General features: G+C 64.4%; 9 protein-coding genes and 1 other RNA gene. 3 read left to right on the forward strand and 7 right to left on the reverse strand.

The window, feature by feature from the left end; all coding sequences use genetic code 11:
- Positions 1-30: 30 nt before the first annotated feature.
- From ACE1EY_RS10670 to ACE1EY_RS10700, 7 genes are all read right to left on the reverse strand, one after another.
- Positions 31-723: a VTT domain-containing protein gene (locus tag ACE1EY_RS10670; RefSeq protein ID WP_291513803.1), complete on the reverse strand. Its 693-nt coding sequence runs from the start codon at positions 721-723 to the stop codon at positions 31-33.
- A 2-nt stretch (positions 724-725) separates the two neighbouring features.
- Positions 726-2,366: an alpha-glucosidase gene (locus ACE1EY_RS10675; RefSeq protein WP_291513804.1), complete on the reverse strand. Its 1,641-nt coding sequence runs from the start codon at positions 2,364-2,366 to the stop codon at positions 726-728.
- On the reverse strand, positions 2,363-4,120 hold the full coding sequence (locus ACE1EY_RS10680; protein ID WP_291513805.1) for an alpha-amylase family glycosyl hydrolase: 1,758 nt from the start codon (positions 4,118-4,120) through the stop codon (positions 2,363-2,365). Before ACE1EY_RS10680 ends, ACE1EY_RS10675 begins: the two co-directional genes overlap by 4 nt.
- A 290-nt stretch (positions 4,121-4,410) precedes the next feature.
- A complete protein-coding gene (gene lpdA / locus ACE1EY_RS10685) occupies positions 4,411-5,808 on the reverse strand; it encodes a dihydrolipoyl dehydrogenase (RefSeq protein WP_291513806.1) in 1,398 nt (465 codons plus the stop codon).
- Positions 5,805-7,118, reverse strand: a complete 1,314-nt coding sequence (locus tag ACE1EY_RS10690; protein ID WP_291513807.1) for a dihydrolipoamide acetyltransferase family protein — start codon at positions 7,116-7,118, stop codon at positions 5,805-5,807. The genes lpdA and ACE1EY_RS10690 overlap by 4 nt, the downstream gene beginning before the upstream one ends.
- A complete protein-coding gene (locus tag ACE1EY_RS10695) occupies positions 7,118-8,134 on the reverse strand; it encodes an alpha-ketoacid dehydrogenase subunit beta (protein ID WP_291513808.1) in 1,017 nt (338 codons plus the stop codon). The genes ACE1EY_RS10690 and ACE1EY_RS10695 overlap by 1 nt, the downstream gene beginning before the upstream one ends.
- Positions 8,131-9,357 (reverse strand): thiamine pyrophosphate-dependent enzyme, encoded by a 1,227-nt coding sequence (locus ACE1EY_RS10700; protein ID WP_370300157.1) that lies wholly within the window; start codon positions 9,355-9,357, stop codon positions 8,131-8,133. The genes ACE1EY_RS10695 and ACE1EY_RS10700 overlap by 4 nt, the downstream gene beginning before the upstream one ends.
- 210 nt (positions 9,358-9,567) lie before the next feature.
- On the opposite strand from ACE1EY_RS10700, the gene ACE1EY_RS10705 reads away from it, so the two are divergent.
- The 3 genes from ACE1EY_RS10705 (at position 9,568) to dnaX (ending at position 13,588) form a co-directional block, all read left to right on the forward strand.
- Positions 9,568-11,553: an alkyl/aryl-sulfatase gene (locus ACE1EY_RS10705; protein ID WP_370300158.1), complete on the forward strand. Its 1,986-nt coding sequence runs from the start codon at positions 9,568-9,570 to the stop codon at positions 11,551-11,553.
- A 109-nt stretch (positions 11,554-11,662) separates the two neighbouring features.
- Positions 11,663-11,759: signal recognition particle sRNA small type (gene ffs, locus ACE1EY_RS10710), an RNA gene on the forward strand.
- Between the two features lie 101 nt (positions 11,760-11,860).
- Positions 11,861-13,588, forward strand: coding sequence for a DNA polymerase III subunit gamma/tau (gene dnaX, locus ACE1EY_RS10715; RefSeq protein ID WP_370300159.1), 1,728 nt, complete (start codon positions 11,861-11,863; stop codon positions 13,586-13,588).
- Positions 13,589-13,771 lie beyond the last annotated feature (183 nt).

The following is a 13,771-nucleotide window of genomic DNA, read 5'->3' on the forward strand; positions in this document are numbered from 1 at the left end:
GCCTACATTCAAAGGTAAAAACGAAACGGGCTATTTGTTACCGCGTGTCGTGATGTCCCATATGACACGTGCAAGAAATGAGAGCGCGGCGACCGCGGATATGCCGATCAGCAGTGAGGTGGCATCTCTTGCCTGGGCGCCCAGCACGGCAGTGGCGATGGCTAGCGGGACAATGCCGGCCAGTGTCGCCAGCATGAACTGCGGAAAGCGCAATCGCACCGCGCCGGCCAGGATGCTGATGGCGTCGTTGGAGAGCAGGGGGTTGAGTCGGGTGATGACCACGGCCCATAGGCCATAGCGATCGGTTTGTCGGTGGACCCATGCCTGCGTTTGGTCGCCCAGCAAGGCGTCGATAGTGGGTTGGCCTGCGATGCGGCCGATGGCGTAGCCCACAGCGGCTGCGATGACGATCGCCAGCACGGCCAGCGCCCCGCCGGCCCAGGGTCCATAGACCAGCACGGCGGCGATCATCAGCAGCCAGGACGGAACGACAAGCAGAAACATCTGCAGGCTCATCAGCGCGATGAGAATCACCGGCCCCCAGTAGCCAGCGCTTCGTATCCATTCGCGAATGCCGGCCAGGTCGCCCGCGGCGATAACGTCGTAACCCTGACGCGTCCAATCTGGCGCGAGCATCCACAGCAGGGTTGCGCCTGCCCCCAGGATGAGCAGGATTGCCGCGGCGATTGCCCAGGGTATGCGGCGGCGCCACGGGTCGCGCATGGTCAATCCGTGAGCAGAGCGACGCCGTAGGGCGGCAGGGTGATGCGTGTGCCGTCGGGCGTCCAGGGGCTGAGTTCCGGTGCGGCCAGTTGGCGGTGTCGATCCGGCACCGAGAGCGTGACGGAGTGGTCCGCGAGGTTAAAGCCACACCACAACGGCTGGCTGGGATGCGTGCGCTCGAACGCGAGTACCGGGTCGGCGGTGGGGCTTAGTCGCAGCCTGCCGCAGCCCAGTGCTGGCGCACAGTGCCGCCATTCGATGGCCTTGCGATAAAACTGCAGCAGGGAATTGGTCTCGGCCTGCTGCCGATCAACGGCCAGCGGCCGGTGCTCATCGGGAATGGGTAGCCAGGTTTCGGCAGCTGTGGAGAAGCCCGCCCAAGGCGCGTCGGCTTGCCAGGGCATGGGCGTACGGCAACCATCGCGGCCCAGCAGCAATGGGTAGTTGGCGATGCCGAACGGATCACGCATCTGGTCGAATGCGACCTGCGCCTGCGGCAGCCCGAGTTCGTCACCCTGGTAGATGCAGGCGCTGCCGGGCAGGGTTATCAGCAGCAGGCACAGCAGCCGGTCGAGGCTGTCGCCATGTTCGATGATGGCGTCGCCATGGTTCCACCAGCGGCTCTTGAGACGAGGAAAGTCATGGGTGCCGAAGGTCCAGCACAGGCGGTGATCAGGAAACAGGCATTCCACCTGCTCGATCACCTTGGTCAGGCCGCCGCGGGTGAACGGCTCATGGCTGATGAGCGCGGCGTTGTAGGCGCAGTGCAGCCGGTCGTCGCCGTGCACATAATCCGAGGCGGCCGCCAGGGTGTCTTCGGCGCTGGAGATTTCGCCTAGCGCCATGCGCTCCGGGTACTCGTCCAGCATGGCGCGAATCTCGGCGAGCCAGGGCAGAGCCTCCGGCCGGCAGACCGTGCCGGAGTTGATAGTGGCGAAGTAGGGGTCTTTGGGCTCCGCGCCGGCCGGCCGGGCCATGTTGGCGGGCCGTTGGGGGTTGTCGGCCAACGACGGGTCGTGGCCGAGAAAATTGATCACATCCAGGCGGAACCCGTCCACGCCTTCGTCCAGCCAGAAGCGACCGATGTCCAGCATCGCGGCCCGGACATCCGCGTTGAACCAGTTCAGGTCCGGCTGCTGGGTGAGAAAGTTGTGCAGGTAGTACTGCTCTCGCCGGTCGTCCCAGGTCCAGGCCGGCCCGCCGAAGGTCGCGCGCCAGTTGTTCGGTGGTCCACCATCCGCGCTCGCGTCCGCCCAGACGTACCAGTCCGAGCGGGGATTGCTCCGATTGGCGCGGCTTTCGACAAACCACGGATGCTGGTCCGAGGTGTGGTTCCAAACCTGATCCATGATCAGCCGCATGCCCAGCTCATGCGTGCGGTTCAGCATCTGACGAAAGCCGTTCATGGTTCCGAACATGGGTTCCACGGCGCAGAAGTCGCTCACGTCGTAGCCGAAATCGTGCATCGGTGATTTGACGAACGGGGACACCCAGATCGCATCAGCGCCCAGGCCGGCGACATAGTCCAGCCGCGCCGTGATGCCGCTGAGGTCGCCGGTGCCATCGCCCGTGCTGTCCATGAAGCTACGCGGATAGATCTGGTAGATGACGGCGTCGCGCCACCAGTCGGTGGTTCGGGTCATGCGGATTGCTTGAGTCGGATGTTGGCGAAAAAGGCCGACCATGGGCCTAGGAGCAGCTGGTGATCGTTGTCGGCCAGCGTCCATGCGTAGTCGAGGCGATGAATGTGGCGCAGTTCGCCGAAGCGGCTCAGGTCCACTTCCTGGTCATGGTCGGACAGGTTGAACAGGCAGAGCAGTTGCTGCGATCGATGGCGGCGCACCAGCCCGAACACGTTGCTGGGGGTGTCCAGCACGTTGGAATGACCGGCGGTGAGCGCCGGCTGCAACCGGCGCCAGTGCAGCATGCGCCGCCAGCGGTTGAGCAATGAATCGGGGTCGGCGTGCTGCTTGTCGACTGCCCGAGCCAGATGCCGCTGGGGGACAGGCAGCCAGGGTTCGTTGCCCTCCGTAGTGAAACCGCCATGAGGGTCGTCGCCAACCCAGGGCATGGGTGTGCGTGAACCGTCGCGACCGACCACATCCGGGTATAGCGCCTTGCCGAATGGGTCGCGCAGCTGTTCGGGCGAGATTTCTTCGGGGATGCGGGCTTCCGGCAGGCCCAGTTCGTCGCCCTGCCAAAGACAAAACGCGCCGGGCAGCACCAGAAGCAGCCCGGCCATCATGTGATAGAAGGGTTCCGGATACGCGCGCCGATCGCCGCCCCAGCGTGAGCGCAGCCGGCCATAGTCGTGATTGCCCACGATCCAGCAGGTGCCACCCTCGCCGAAAGCATCGGTCACGCGCTGGAGCGTGGTGCGCATGAACCCGGCGGTCATCGGGCGGTCCGCGAGCAGGGCGCTGTGATACGCCAGGTGCAGGCGCTCCGGGCCGCTGGCGTAGTCGGCCGCGGTGACGACGGAATCCTCGCAAAGCGTGACTTCGCCCAGAAGCATCGTGTCCGGATACTGGTCTGCGAGCTCACGCAGCGGTGCGAGGTATTCCAGCGTCTCCTCGCGGCAGAAGCTGTTCACGAAGCATTGCTCCACCATCGGGTTGTCCGGTGGAATGCCTTCCGGCATGGCATCTGCCTCGTCGCGCGTCGGGTTGTCCTCGAACGAGGGGTCGTGGGCGTAGAAATTCACCGCATCGAGCCGCAGGCCGTCGATGCCCAGGTCCAGCCAGTAGCGTGCATAGTCCAGCACGGTGTCGCGAACGGCCTGGCAGTGCCAGTTCAAATCAGGCTGACTTTCGAGGAAGTTGAAGAAGAAATACTGATTTCGAGATTCGCAGTACTTCCACCCGGATTCGCCGGTGAAGGCCGAGCGCCAGTTATTGGGTGGGCCACCATCGTCGGCCGGGTCGGCCCAGACATACCAGTCCGATTTGGGGTTATCGCGCGACTGGCAACTCTCCTTGAACCACGGGTGCTGATCGGAGGTGTGGCTCCATACCGCATCCAGCACCACCTTGAGGTTCATGTTGTGGCAGATGCCCAGCAGGCGCTTGAAGTCATCCAGCGTGCCGAACTCTGGGGCGACACCGCTCATGTCGACGACGTCATAGGCGAGATCGTTCATCGGCGAGGGATAGATCGGTGTCAGCCAGATGGCGTCGACCCCGAGCGAGGCAATGTAATCCAGGCGCTGAATCACGCCGGGCAGGTCGCCCCCCGGGCCGCGGCCGGAGGTGGACTGAAAGCTCCACGGGCTCAGCTCGTAGATCACGGCGTTCTGCCACCACTTGCCGTGTCGCGTGGACTCGCTGGCGTCCTTCCAGGTCCAGGCGGGTTCGTTGATTTCAGGCGTGCGCCACCACTGTGCTTGCTGGGCATTCATTAGACGTCCTTGTTCCAACGTTGCTTCAGGTTCCGTGACTTGCTCGAACGGATGCCCCCGCAACCCACCAGGCCGTTTCAGGCAAGGCTTTTATGCTGACAACAGGCTGGGCCGGGCGTTCCGAAGCAGCCGACCCCAGGCGCATGGTGGCGCTGGCAATTTGTCGATCAGGCGCATGCCTTTATCGAAGCCAGTGTCTGCGCCGCCCGGGATCGACGGCAAGCGGCCAATGCACCGCCGGTCGCAGCGCGCACGCTCACGTCATCGGCGGCCTGAGTTTTGCCGGTGGCTCAGGCGTGTATCGCGTGTCCCAGCGTGGCCAGGGCGGCTTCATGGAAGGCTTCGCTCACGGTCGGATGCACCTGAATAATGCCGGCGAGGTCTTCCAGCACCGCACCCATTTCGATCGCCTGAACAAACGCCCCCGTCAGCTCCGATACATGGGCGCCGACCGCGTGCACGCCGAGAATCAGGTGGTTGTCGGCACGTGCCGTTACCCGCACAAAGCCGCCGTCGGTGCCGCCTTCCATGGTCAGCGACCGGCCGTTTGCCGCGAGCGGAAAACTGCCGACCTTGACCTCGAATCCGGCCGCCGCAGCTTCGTCCGGCGAGAGGCCGGCTCCGGCGATTTCGGGCTCGGTGAAGCAGACGGCCGGGATGGCCGCCGGGGCGAACTTACGACGCTCGCCGGCGATGATCTCCGCGACCATCTCGCCCTGGGCGGAGGCCTTGTGCGCGAGCATGGGCTCGCCGACGACATCGCCGATCGCCCAGACCTTGCGCATGGACGTCTGGCAGCTGTCGTTCACCCGGATAAAGGCGCCGTCCATGTCGATGACCAGCCGGTCCAGCCCCCAGCCTTGCGTGTTGGGCTTACGGCCGACCGTGACCAGAACCTTGTCGCAATCCAGCGTGGATGTGCCATCGGCGGATTCCAGCTCCAGCTGTCCGGCCGAGTAGCCGACTGCTCTGGTGTCAAAGCGGATATCGATATCGTGCTGACGGCACCACTTGCTGACCGGCTTGACCAGATCGCTGTCGTAGGACGGCAGCATGCGGTCCGTTGCCTCGATGACCGTGACCCGAGCGCCCATCTTGCGGAAGGCGATACCCAGTTCCATGCCGATGTAACCGGCCCCGATCACCGCCAGATGTTTCGGTAGTTCCGGCAGGGACAGCGCGGTGGATGAGCTGAGCACGTCACCGCCAAAGGGCAGCCCACGCAATTCGACTGGGACCGATCCGGTGGCGATGATCACGTGCTCTGCCGTGATGTGCGTGGTTGTGCCGTCGCCTTCGACGATGCAGCTCTTGCCATCTTCAAAGCGCGCCCAGCCACCGATGACCTGGACACGCGCCTTTTTCAGTAGGGCGGCAACGCCCCCGCTGAGCCGGGTGACGATGCCGTTCTTCCAGTGCACGGCACCGCCCAGCTCGAATGTTGGCGGCGCCGCCAGGCGGATACCCAAAGCGCCGTCACCCACATGCTGAGCGAGATCGGCGAACTTGCTCGCAGAATGGATGAGCGCCTTGGACGGAATACAGCCGCGGATGAGGCAGGTTCCGCCCAGCTGATCGGCTTCTACCAGCACGGTTTTCAGCCCCAGCTGCCCCGCACGTATGGCGGCAACATAGCCGCCGGGACCACCGCCGACGACGAGTACCTGTGTGGTGATCGCATCACTCATGCTTCGCCCTCCATGAACAGGGTGGCCGGGTGTTCCAGCAGGCCTTTGATGCGCTGGATCAGCGCCGCGGCATCCCAGCCATCGACAATGCGATGGTCGAAGCTGGACGACAGATTCATGATGAGTCTTGGCACGAGCTGGCCGTTCACATAGGTCGGCCTCTGCATGATCTTGTTGACGCCGATGATGGCGACCTCCGGTGCGTTAATCACCGGCGTGGAGGCAATGCCACCCATGGCGCCCAGGCTGGTGATGGTGATGGTCGAACCGGACAGCTCTTCACGACTGGCCTTGCCGGTTCGGGCCGCCTCGGCGAGGCGCCGAATGTCACCGGCCATGTCCCACAGGCTTTTGGCTTCGGCGTGCTGCATCACCGGCACCACCAGACCGCCTGACGTCTGCGTCGCGATCCCGACATGCAGCGCATCGAAACGATGGAGGATGTCGGCTTCATCATCGAAGCGGGCATTGACCTGAGGATGCGCCGGTACAGCGACCACCAGAGCCCGCGCCAGGAACGGCAGGATGGTGAGCTTGGCCTGATCCTCGCGCTTGTTGGTGTTGAGGTGCTGACGCAGGGCTTCCAGCTCGGTGACATCGACCTCTTCGACATAGGCGAAGTGTGGAATCCGTTGCTTGGCCTGCTGCATGGCGGTGGCAATGCGACGGCGCAGGCCGATGATGCGGATGTCCTCGACGCCAGGTTTCGGCATGCGCTGCGTGCCCGGTGCGGCGCCGCCCGCGTCGGCCTGGATGAAGGCATCCAGATCCTGTTGGGTGATGCGGCCGGCCGGGCCAGTGCCGGGCACGTAGGCCAATTGAATGCCCAGCGATTCCGCGCGGCGGCGCACGGCCGGCGAGGCCAGCGGTTTTTCGCCAGCCTTGCGGGGCAGGGCGCCGGACTGGCGGATGCTGGCCGCGCTGGCAGGTGCCGACTGAGCGGTTGCCGGGGCCGGTTCGGGTGCTTTGACCGGAGCTTGGGCCGGTTCCGGTTCCGGTGCCGGTGGAGCTGATTGTGGCGCGGGTGCAGGGCTGGCATCGGCGGTGGCCGTGTCGGTATTCCCGTCGCCTTCGACTTCGATCCGGATCAGCGGGCCGCCCACGGCGATCATGCTGCCGGCTTCACCGCAGAGCTCCTTGACGATGCCGCCGACCGGCGATTCGATTTCCACCGCCGCCTTGTCGGTGAGCATGTCGACGATGCCCTGGTCTTCCTCGACGGTATCGCCGACGGCGATTTTCCATTCCGCGATCTCGGCCTCGGCAATACCTTCGCCGATATCCGGCAGCTTGAACGTATAAAGACCCATCACGCGTCCTCCATGACTCGTGCGAGCGCTTCGCCCACGCGTTTGGGGCCGGGGAAATACTCCCATTCGAAGGCGTGGGGGTAGGGTGTGTCCCAGCCGGTGACCCGCATCAGCGGCGCTTCCAGGTGGTAGAAGCAGTGCTCCTGGATTTCGGCGATCAGCTCGGCACCGAAACCGCTGGTGCGCGTAGCTTCGTGGACGACCACGCAGCGGCCGGTCTTTTGCACCGAGGCGACGATGCAGTCCAGATCCAGCGGCAGCATCGAGCGCAAATCGATGATCTCGCCGTCAATGCCGGTTTCCTTCACCGCGGTTTCGCAGACATGCACCATGGTGCCGTAGCAGATCACCGTCACGTCGGAACCGGGACGCAGGATATTCGCCTTGCCCAGCGGGATGGAGTAGTACTCGTCCGGAACCTCGCCCATCGGGTGCTGGGTCCAAGGCTGCAGCGCGCGGTCGTGGTAGCCGTCGAACGGACCGTTGTAAATCCGTTTGGGTTCGAAGAACAGCACGGGATCATCATCTTCAATGGCTGCGATGAGCAGCCCCTTGGCGTCATAAGGGTTGGACGGCATCACCGTCTTCAGCCCGCTGACGTGGGTGAAGATCCCCTCGGGGCTCTGGCTGTGGGTCTGCCCGCCATAGATACCGCCGCCGCAGGGGGCGCGCACCGTGAGCGGCGCCGAGAATTCACCGGCTGAGCGATAGCGCAGCCGCGCCGCCTCGGAGACGAGCTGATCGAAGGCCGGGTAGATGTAGTCGGCGAACTGGATTTCGGCCACCGGCCGCAGCCCGTTGGCCCCCATGCCGATTGCCATGCCGAGAATGCCGCCCTCGGCGATTGGGGTGTCGAAGCAGCGCTTGGCACCGTATTTCTCCTGCAGGCCTGCGGTGCAGCGGAACACGCCACCAAAGTAGCCCACGTCCTCGCCGAAGATCAGCACGTTCGGGTCGCGGTCGAGCATGTTGTCCAGCGCGGAATTGATCGCCTGGATCATGTTCATGCGGCTCATAGGCCGGCCTCCTGGCGCTGGCGGCGAAGGTGCGGTGGCAGCTCCTTGAACACGTCGTTGAACATGGTCGACGGACTGCACGGCCGCACCCCCAGCGTGCCGTGGCTGGCGGCCTCCTTGAGGTCGCGCTTGATCTCGGACTCCAGCTCATCCTGAAGCGAGGCATGCCGCTGTTCGTCCCATTCACCCAGCTTGATCAGATGCTTCTTCAGCCGGTCGATCGGGTCGCCCAGCGGCCACACGGTGAACTCGTCCTTGGGGCGATAGCCGGATGGGTCGTCGCTGGTCGAGTGCGCCGCGGCCCGATAGGTGTATAGCTCGATCAAGGTCGGGCCGAAGTTGTTGCGGGCACGGTCGGCTGCCCATTGGGTCACGGCGTAGACGGCCAGAAAATCGTTGCCATCGACCCGAATCCCGGGCAGGCCGTAGCCCAGCGCCCGGGCGGCAAATGTCGATTGCTCGCCACCGGCAATCCCGGAAAAGCTGGAGATCGCGTACTGGTTGTTGGTGACATTGAGCACCACCGGTGCCTGGTACACGGCGGCGAAGGTCAGCGCATGGTGGAAGTCGCCCTCGGCCGTCGTGCCTTCGCCGACCCAGGCGGCGGCGATCTTGGAATCGTTCTTGTAGGCGGAGGCCATGGCCCAGCCCACCGCCTGCGGAAACTGCGTGCCGAGGTTGCCGGAGATGGAGAAGAAGTTCGCATCCTTCACCGAGTACAGCACCGGCAACTGCTTGCCCTGCAACCGGTCTTTGGGGTTGTTGAAGATCTGGCACATCAGATCCACCAGCGGCCAGTCACGCGCCACCAGCATGCTTTGCTGGCGGTAGCTGGGGAACAGCATGTCATCCGGTCGCAAGGCCATGGCCTGGGCGACGCCGCAGGCCTCTTCGCCGGTGCACTTCATGTAGAACGAAGTCTTGCCCTGACGCTGCTGGCGCAACATGCGGTCATCAAATGCGCGGGTGCGCATCATGTAGGTCAGGCCGCGGCGCAGCGTATCGGCGTCCAGTTTCGGATCCCAGTCGCCAACCGCGAGGTCGTCGTCTCCGAGCACGCGGACCATGCCCAGGGCGTAGTCCCACATCTGGTCGTCCGGCTCGTCCAGCGGAGGCTTCGGCAGGGTGCCGGCGGCGGGCACCTTGATCATGCTCGCGTCGGGATCCATACCCGGACGCGTCGTCGGTTCCGGCAGGTGAAGCCGGAGCGTCTCGTCAGTCATGTTGTGGTCTCTCTCCATCGCACCGCAGGTCACGGTGACGTGGACAATTGGTATTGGGAGCGACCGGCTTGGTGCGCTCGATTGGCTGCGAGTCTAATGCTTTGAATCCAGTCGTAGTACCGTACCGCAGCATTTTGGGAGACTGGCCTAGCCGTGGTCGGAACACAGGACAACGGACTACGCGGCAATAACAAGGGAGAGGGACACGACATGATCGCTCGGGGACTTCGGCTACCGGTAGGTGGCCTCGTAATGCTGGTGCTCGCCGCCTGTTCGGATCGCACGCTACCGACGCAGGAAGGCGATGACGAACACGGATTCTCAGCGCCGACGGCGGCCACTGTTCAGGCCAATCAGGCAGTGGCCGCAGCGATGCCGGAGCCGTATCTGGATGGCATGGACGCCGCCCGTCGCGGGTTGATCGCTCGCGCGGATGACCTGGTCGTCACGCGGGAAGACGGCAGGCGGATCTGGAACATCCCGGCCTATGACTTCATCGACGGCGCCGCTCCGGACAGCGTGCATCCCGGTCTGTGGCGCCAGGCCGACATGCATAGCATCGCGGCCTTGTTCGAGGTCGTTCCCGGCATCTATCAGCTGCGGGGCTTCGACCTCGCCAATATGACGCTGATTCGCGGCGAGCAGGGTTGGATTGTGGTCGATCCCCTGACCAATGCGCAGACCGCCGAGGCCGCCTGGGCCTTCGCCATGGAGCACCTGGAGCCACGGCCGATCACGGCGATGCTGATCACCCACAGCCACATTGATCATTTCGGCGGCATCCGCGGCCTGAGCCAGGCCTTTGCCGATGACATGCCCATCGTTGCACCCAGCGGTTTCATGGAGGAGGCCACCAGCGAAAACGTGCTGGCCGGGCCGGCCATGCAGCGCCGGGCGGGCTACATGTATGGCCGCGAGCTGCCGCGCTCGGCGCGTGGGCATGTGGATACCGGGTTGGGGAAATCACCTGCATTCAACGGGCTGATGGGCATCATGGAGCCGACGCTAATCGTCGAACAGACGGGGCAAACCGAAACGCTGGATGGGGTCGAGTTCGTGTTCCAGAATGCGCCGGGCTCCGAGGCGCCTGCCGAGTTCACCGCGTATCTGCCCGCGAGCAAGGCGTTTCTTGGGGCGGAGATCACGTCGCGGACGCTGCACAACGTCTACACCTTACGTGGCGCGAAAGTGCGCGATGCATTGGCCTGGAGCCGCTATATCGAAGAGGCGCGTACGGCGTTCGCCGAGGCCGAGGTCTTCGTCGGATCGCATCACTGGCCGGTCTGGGGGCGCGACACGGTGCAGACCTTTCTCGTCGAGCAGCGTGATACCTACAAGTACATCCACGATCAGACGCTGCGATTGGCGAACAATGGCCTGACGCCCAAGGAGATCGCCGAAACTATTGAACTGCCGCCCTCGCTGCGGCGCGGCTATCACAACCGTGACTACTACGGCACGGTTCGCCACAACGCGCGTGCGGTCTATCAGTACTATTTTGGCTGGTTCGACGGCAATCCGGCCCATCTGAACGCCTTGCCGCCCGCCGAGGTTGGCCAGCGCTACGTGAAACTCGCTGGCGGGGCCGAGGCAGTGATGCAGGCCGCGCAGGCCGCCTTTGACGCTGCGGATTACCGCTGGGGGGCCGAATTGCTGAATCACCTGGTGTTTTCCGGTCAGGCCAGCGATTCGGCCAGAGCGTTGCTGGCCCGGACCTACGATCAGATGGGCTATCAGGCGGAATCCGGCCCTTGGCGGGATTTTTATCTGACTGCGGCCTATGAACTACGCCACGGCATGCCGGAGCAGGTGATGAACTTGGCAGATACGGCCGGACTGCTGGAGCACATCGGTATTCCGACCCTGCTGGACTCGATGGCGGCGCGACTCAACGGTCCGAAGGCCGAAGATGTGACGCTTAGCGTCGGCCTCGAACTCACGGATCGCGAGGATGCGTACCTGCTGTGGATCGAGAATGCGGTGCTGCACCACCGCAGGCTTGATCCAGCGGACAGCCCGGATGTGACCATCGCCATCAGCCACCCGCTGTTCATCCGGGTGCTCACCCGCCAAGCGGCATTGGGGGACCTGTTCGGAAGCGACGAACTCGCGCTCTCGGGCAGCCGGCTCAAGTTGTTGAAGTTCTTCTCCCTGCTGGATCAGCCCGACGGCACCTTCGCCATCGTGGAGCCCTGAGCGGTCTCGAAATTCGGGCAAAATCTGTTAGGCTTCGCGCCCGTTCGCCTCTGGGGTTGCCCAGCGGCGGGCGCGCCGGCCCGCTCGGGTCGGACTCGACGGTGGGCCGCATCGGTTCCCCCGCGGCGAATGGTCGTAAACCCCGCCAGGCCCGGAAGGGAGCAACGGTAGCGGTTCATTCGGGCGCCGGGGTGTCGCTGGTGCGGTCCGCCACCTTTTCCCGGTCAGTCCCGATGGCGGTGACTCAGCAGACGCCGCGGATCGGTATCTGCGACAATCCACACCTCGCAGATAGAAGCTCCTCCGCATGACCTATCAGGCACTGGCGCGCAAATGGCGCCCACGCACTTTCGAGCAGGTGGCGGGCCAGCAGCACGTGGTCCAGGCCCTGAGCAATGCGCTTGAGCAGCAGCGCATTCACCACGCCATGCTGTTCTCCGGCACCCGGGGTGTTGGCAAAACCACGCTGGGTCGGATCATCTCGAAATGCCTGAACTGCGAAACCGGTGTGACCGCCACTCCCTGCGGCAGCTGCAGCGCCTGCGAGCAGATCGACCAGGGGCGCTTTGTTGATCTGATCGAAATCGATGCGGCCTCGCGCACCAAGGTCGACGACACCCGCGAGCTGCTCGACAACGTGCAGTACGCGCCCACGCGCGGCCGTTACAAGGTGTACCTGATCGATGAGGTGCACATGCTCTCGAAGCATTCCTTCAATGCCTTGTTGAAGACGCTGGAAGAGCCGCCGCCGCATGTCCGTTTTTTGCTCGCGACCACCGATCCGCAGAAGCTGCCGATCACGATTCTGTCGCGTTGCCTGCAATTCAACCTCAAACGTCTGCCGCCGACGCTGATCCGTGAACGGCTGGCCAGCATTCTGGGCGCCGAGGGGGTCGAGGCGGAAACCGAAGCCTTGCAGGCGCTGGCCATCGCCGCTGACGGCAGCATGCGTGATTCGCTCAGCCTCACCGATCAGGCGATTGCGTTTTCCGGTGGCGCACTCACGCTGCAATCGGTCGAGGACATGCTGGGCACGGTCGGGGCGCAGGACGTACTGGCCGTCATAGATGTGGTCAACCAGGCCGATCCCGATGCGATGGCTGTGCTATTGCGCCGCCTGGACGAGCAGGCCCCCGATTTCGACGGCCTGTTGGCGCAGATCGCCTCGGCATTGCAGCAGGTAGCGGTGGCGCAGCTGGTACCGGCCTACGCGAATGACGCGTCCGTCTTCGATCGGGACAAGCTGAAGACCCTGGCGCAGTCGGTCTCGCCTGAAGATGTGCAGCTCTTCTATCAGATGGCCATGCAGGGCCGGCGCGATCTGCCTGTCGCGCCCGATCCGCGTGTCGGGTTCGAAATGACCCTGCTCAAGATGATGGCGTTTCGGCCACCTGCAGCCGGTGGTGGAGCCCAGGCGCGACGTCGTGAACCTACCCCGGATTCGGCGGAACCCGAGCCGGCCCCCGCCGCGACGGCCTCGGCCGTGTCGGTGAGCATTGATCCGACTCCGACTCCGACGCCGACGCCACCACCAACAGCATCACCGGAACCGGTCGGCGTACCGCCCGCCGTGGCGACAGAGGCGCTGCCGATCGAGCCGCGAGAGTCGCTCGAGCAAGCGCCAGCGCCGGTCACGGCACTGGACACCGCGGCGCAGTGGCCGGAGTTCATTCGGTCGATGAGCATTGATGGCATCGCTGCCCAGCTCGCGCGACGCTCGGAGTGCGTGAGCGTTGGCCCGGAGCGCATCACGTTGCGGCTGCCCGAGTCGATGGGCCGCTTCAATCGACCGGTCACGGTTGAGCGGTTGCGCGATGCGCTGCGCCAGGCGCTTGGGGCGCCTGACCTGGATCTGCGGGTCGAGACAGGCGAAACCACCGGCCCGACCCTGGCCAGCATCGAGTCCGAAGAGGCCGCGGCCCGACAGGCCGCCGCCGAGGCGGCCTTGGCGAACGACGACAACATCCAAGAGTTCGAGCGCCGTTTTGGCGCGAGGATTCGCGACGGGAGCATCAGGCCGTTAGGGACACTCTGATCTATTCCCGCCGCCAAGTTGCCGCCTGAAAACAGGCCAGGCAAGGCGCGAGAAGTGAAGTTTGGTCATTCCAAATAAGCGACGAGCAACGCTGCATGGCCTGTTTTCAGGCGCAATCCGTATGGAACGGGCCGGTTTTCCCGCAAGCCTGCGTTGTCGTTCGCTCATTTGGAATGACCAAAC

This window comes from Abyssibacter sp. (assembly GCF_964229365.1).
GTDB lineage: Bacteria > Pseudomonadota > Gammaproteobacteria > Nevskiales > OUC007 > Abyssibacter.

Bases quoted from the DNA above. Each gene is read 5' to 3' on its own strand.
- ACE1EY_RS10670 (WP_291513803.1), bottom strand. From the start codon at position 723: ATGCGCGACCCGTGGCGCCGCCGCATACCCTGGGCAATCGCCGCGGCA.
- ACE1EY_RS10675 (WP_291513804.1), bottom strand. From the start codon at position 2,366: ATGACCCGAACCACCGACTGGTGGCGCGACGCCGTCATCTACCAGATC.
- ACE1EY_RS10680 (WP_291513805.1), bottom strand. From the start codon at position 4,120: ATGAATGCCCAGCAAGCACAGTGGTGGCGCACGCCTGAAATCAACGAA.
- lpdA (WP_291513806.1), bottom strand. From the start codon at position 5,808: ATGAGTGATGCGATCACCACACAGGTACTCGTCGTCGGCGGTGGTCCC.
- ACE1EY_RS10690 (WP_291513807.1), bottom strand. From the start codon at position 7,118: ATGGGTCTTTATACGTTCAAGCTGCCGGATATCGGCGAAGGTATTGCC.
- ACE1EY_RS10695 (WP_291513808.1), bottom strand. From the start codon at position 8,134: ATGAGCCGCATGAACATGATCCAGGCGATCAATTCCGCGCTGGACAAC.
- ACE1EY_RS10700 (WP_370300157.1), bottom strand. From the start codon at position 9,357: ATGACTGACGAGACGCTCCGGCTTCACCTGCCGGAACCGACGACGCGT.
- ACE1EY_RS10705 (WP_370300158.1), top strand. From the start codon at position 9,568: ATGATCGCTCGGGGACTTCGGCTACCGGTAGGTGGCCTCGTAATGCTG.
- dnaX (WP_370300159.1), top strand. From the start codon at position 11,861: ATGACCTATCAGGCACTGGCGCGCAAATGGCGCCCACGCACTTTCGAG.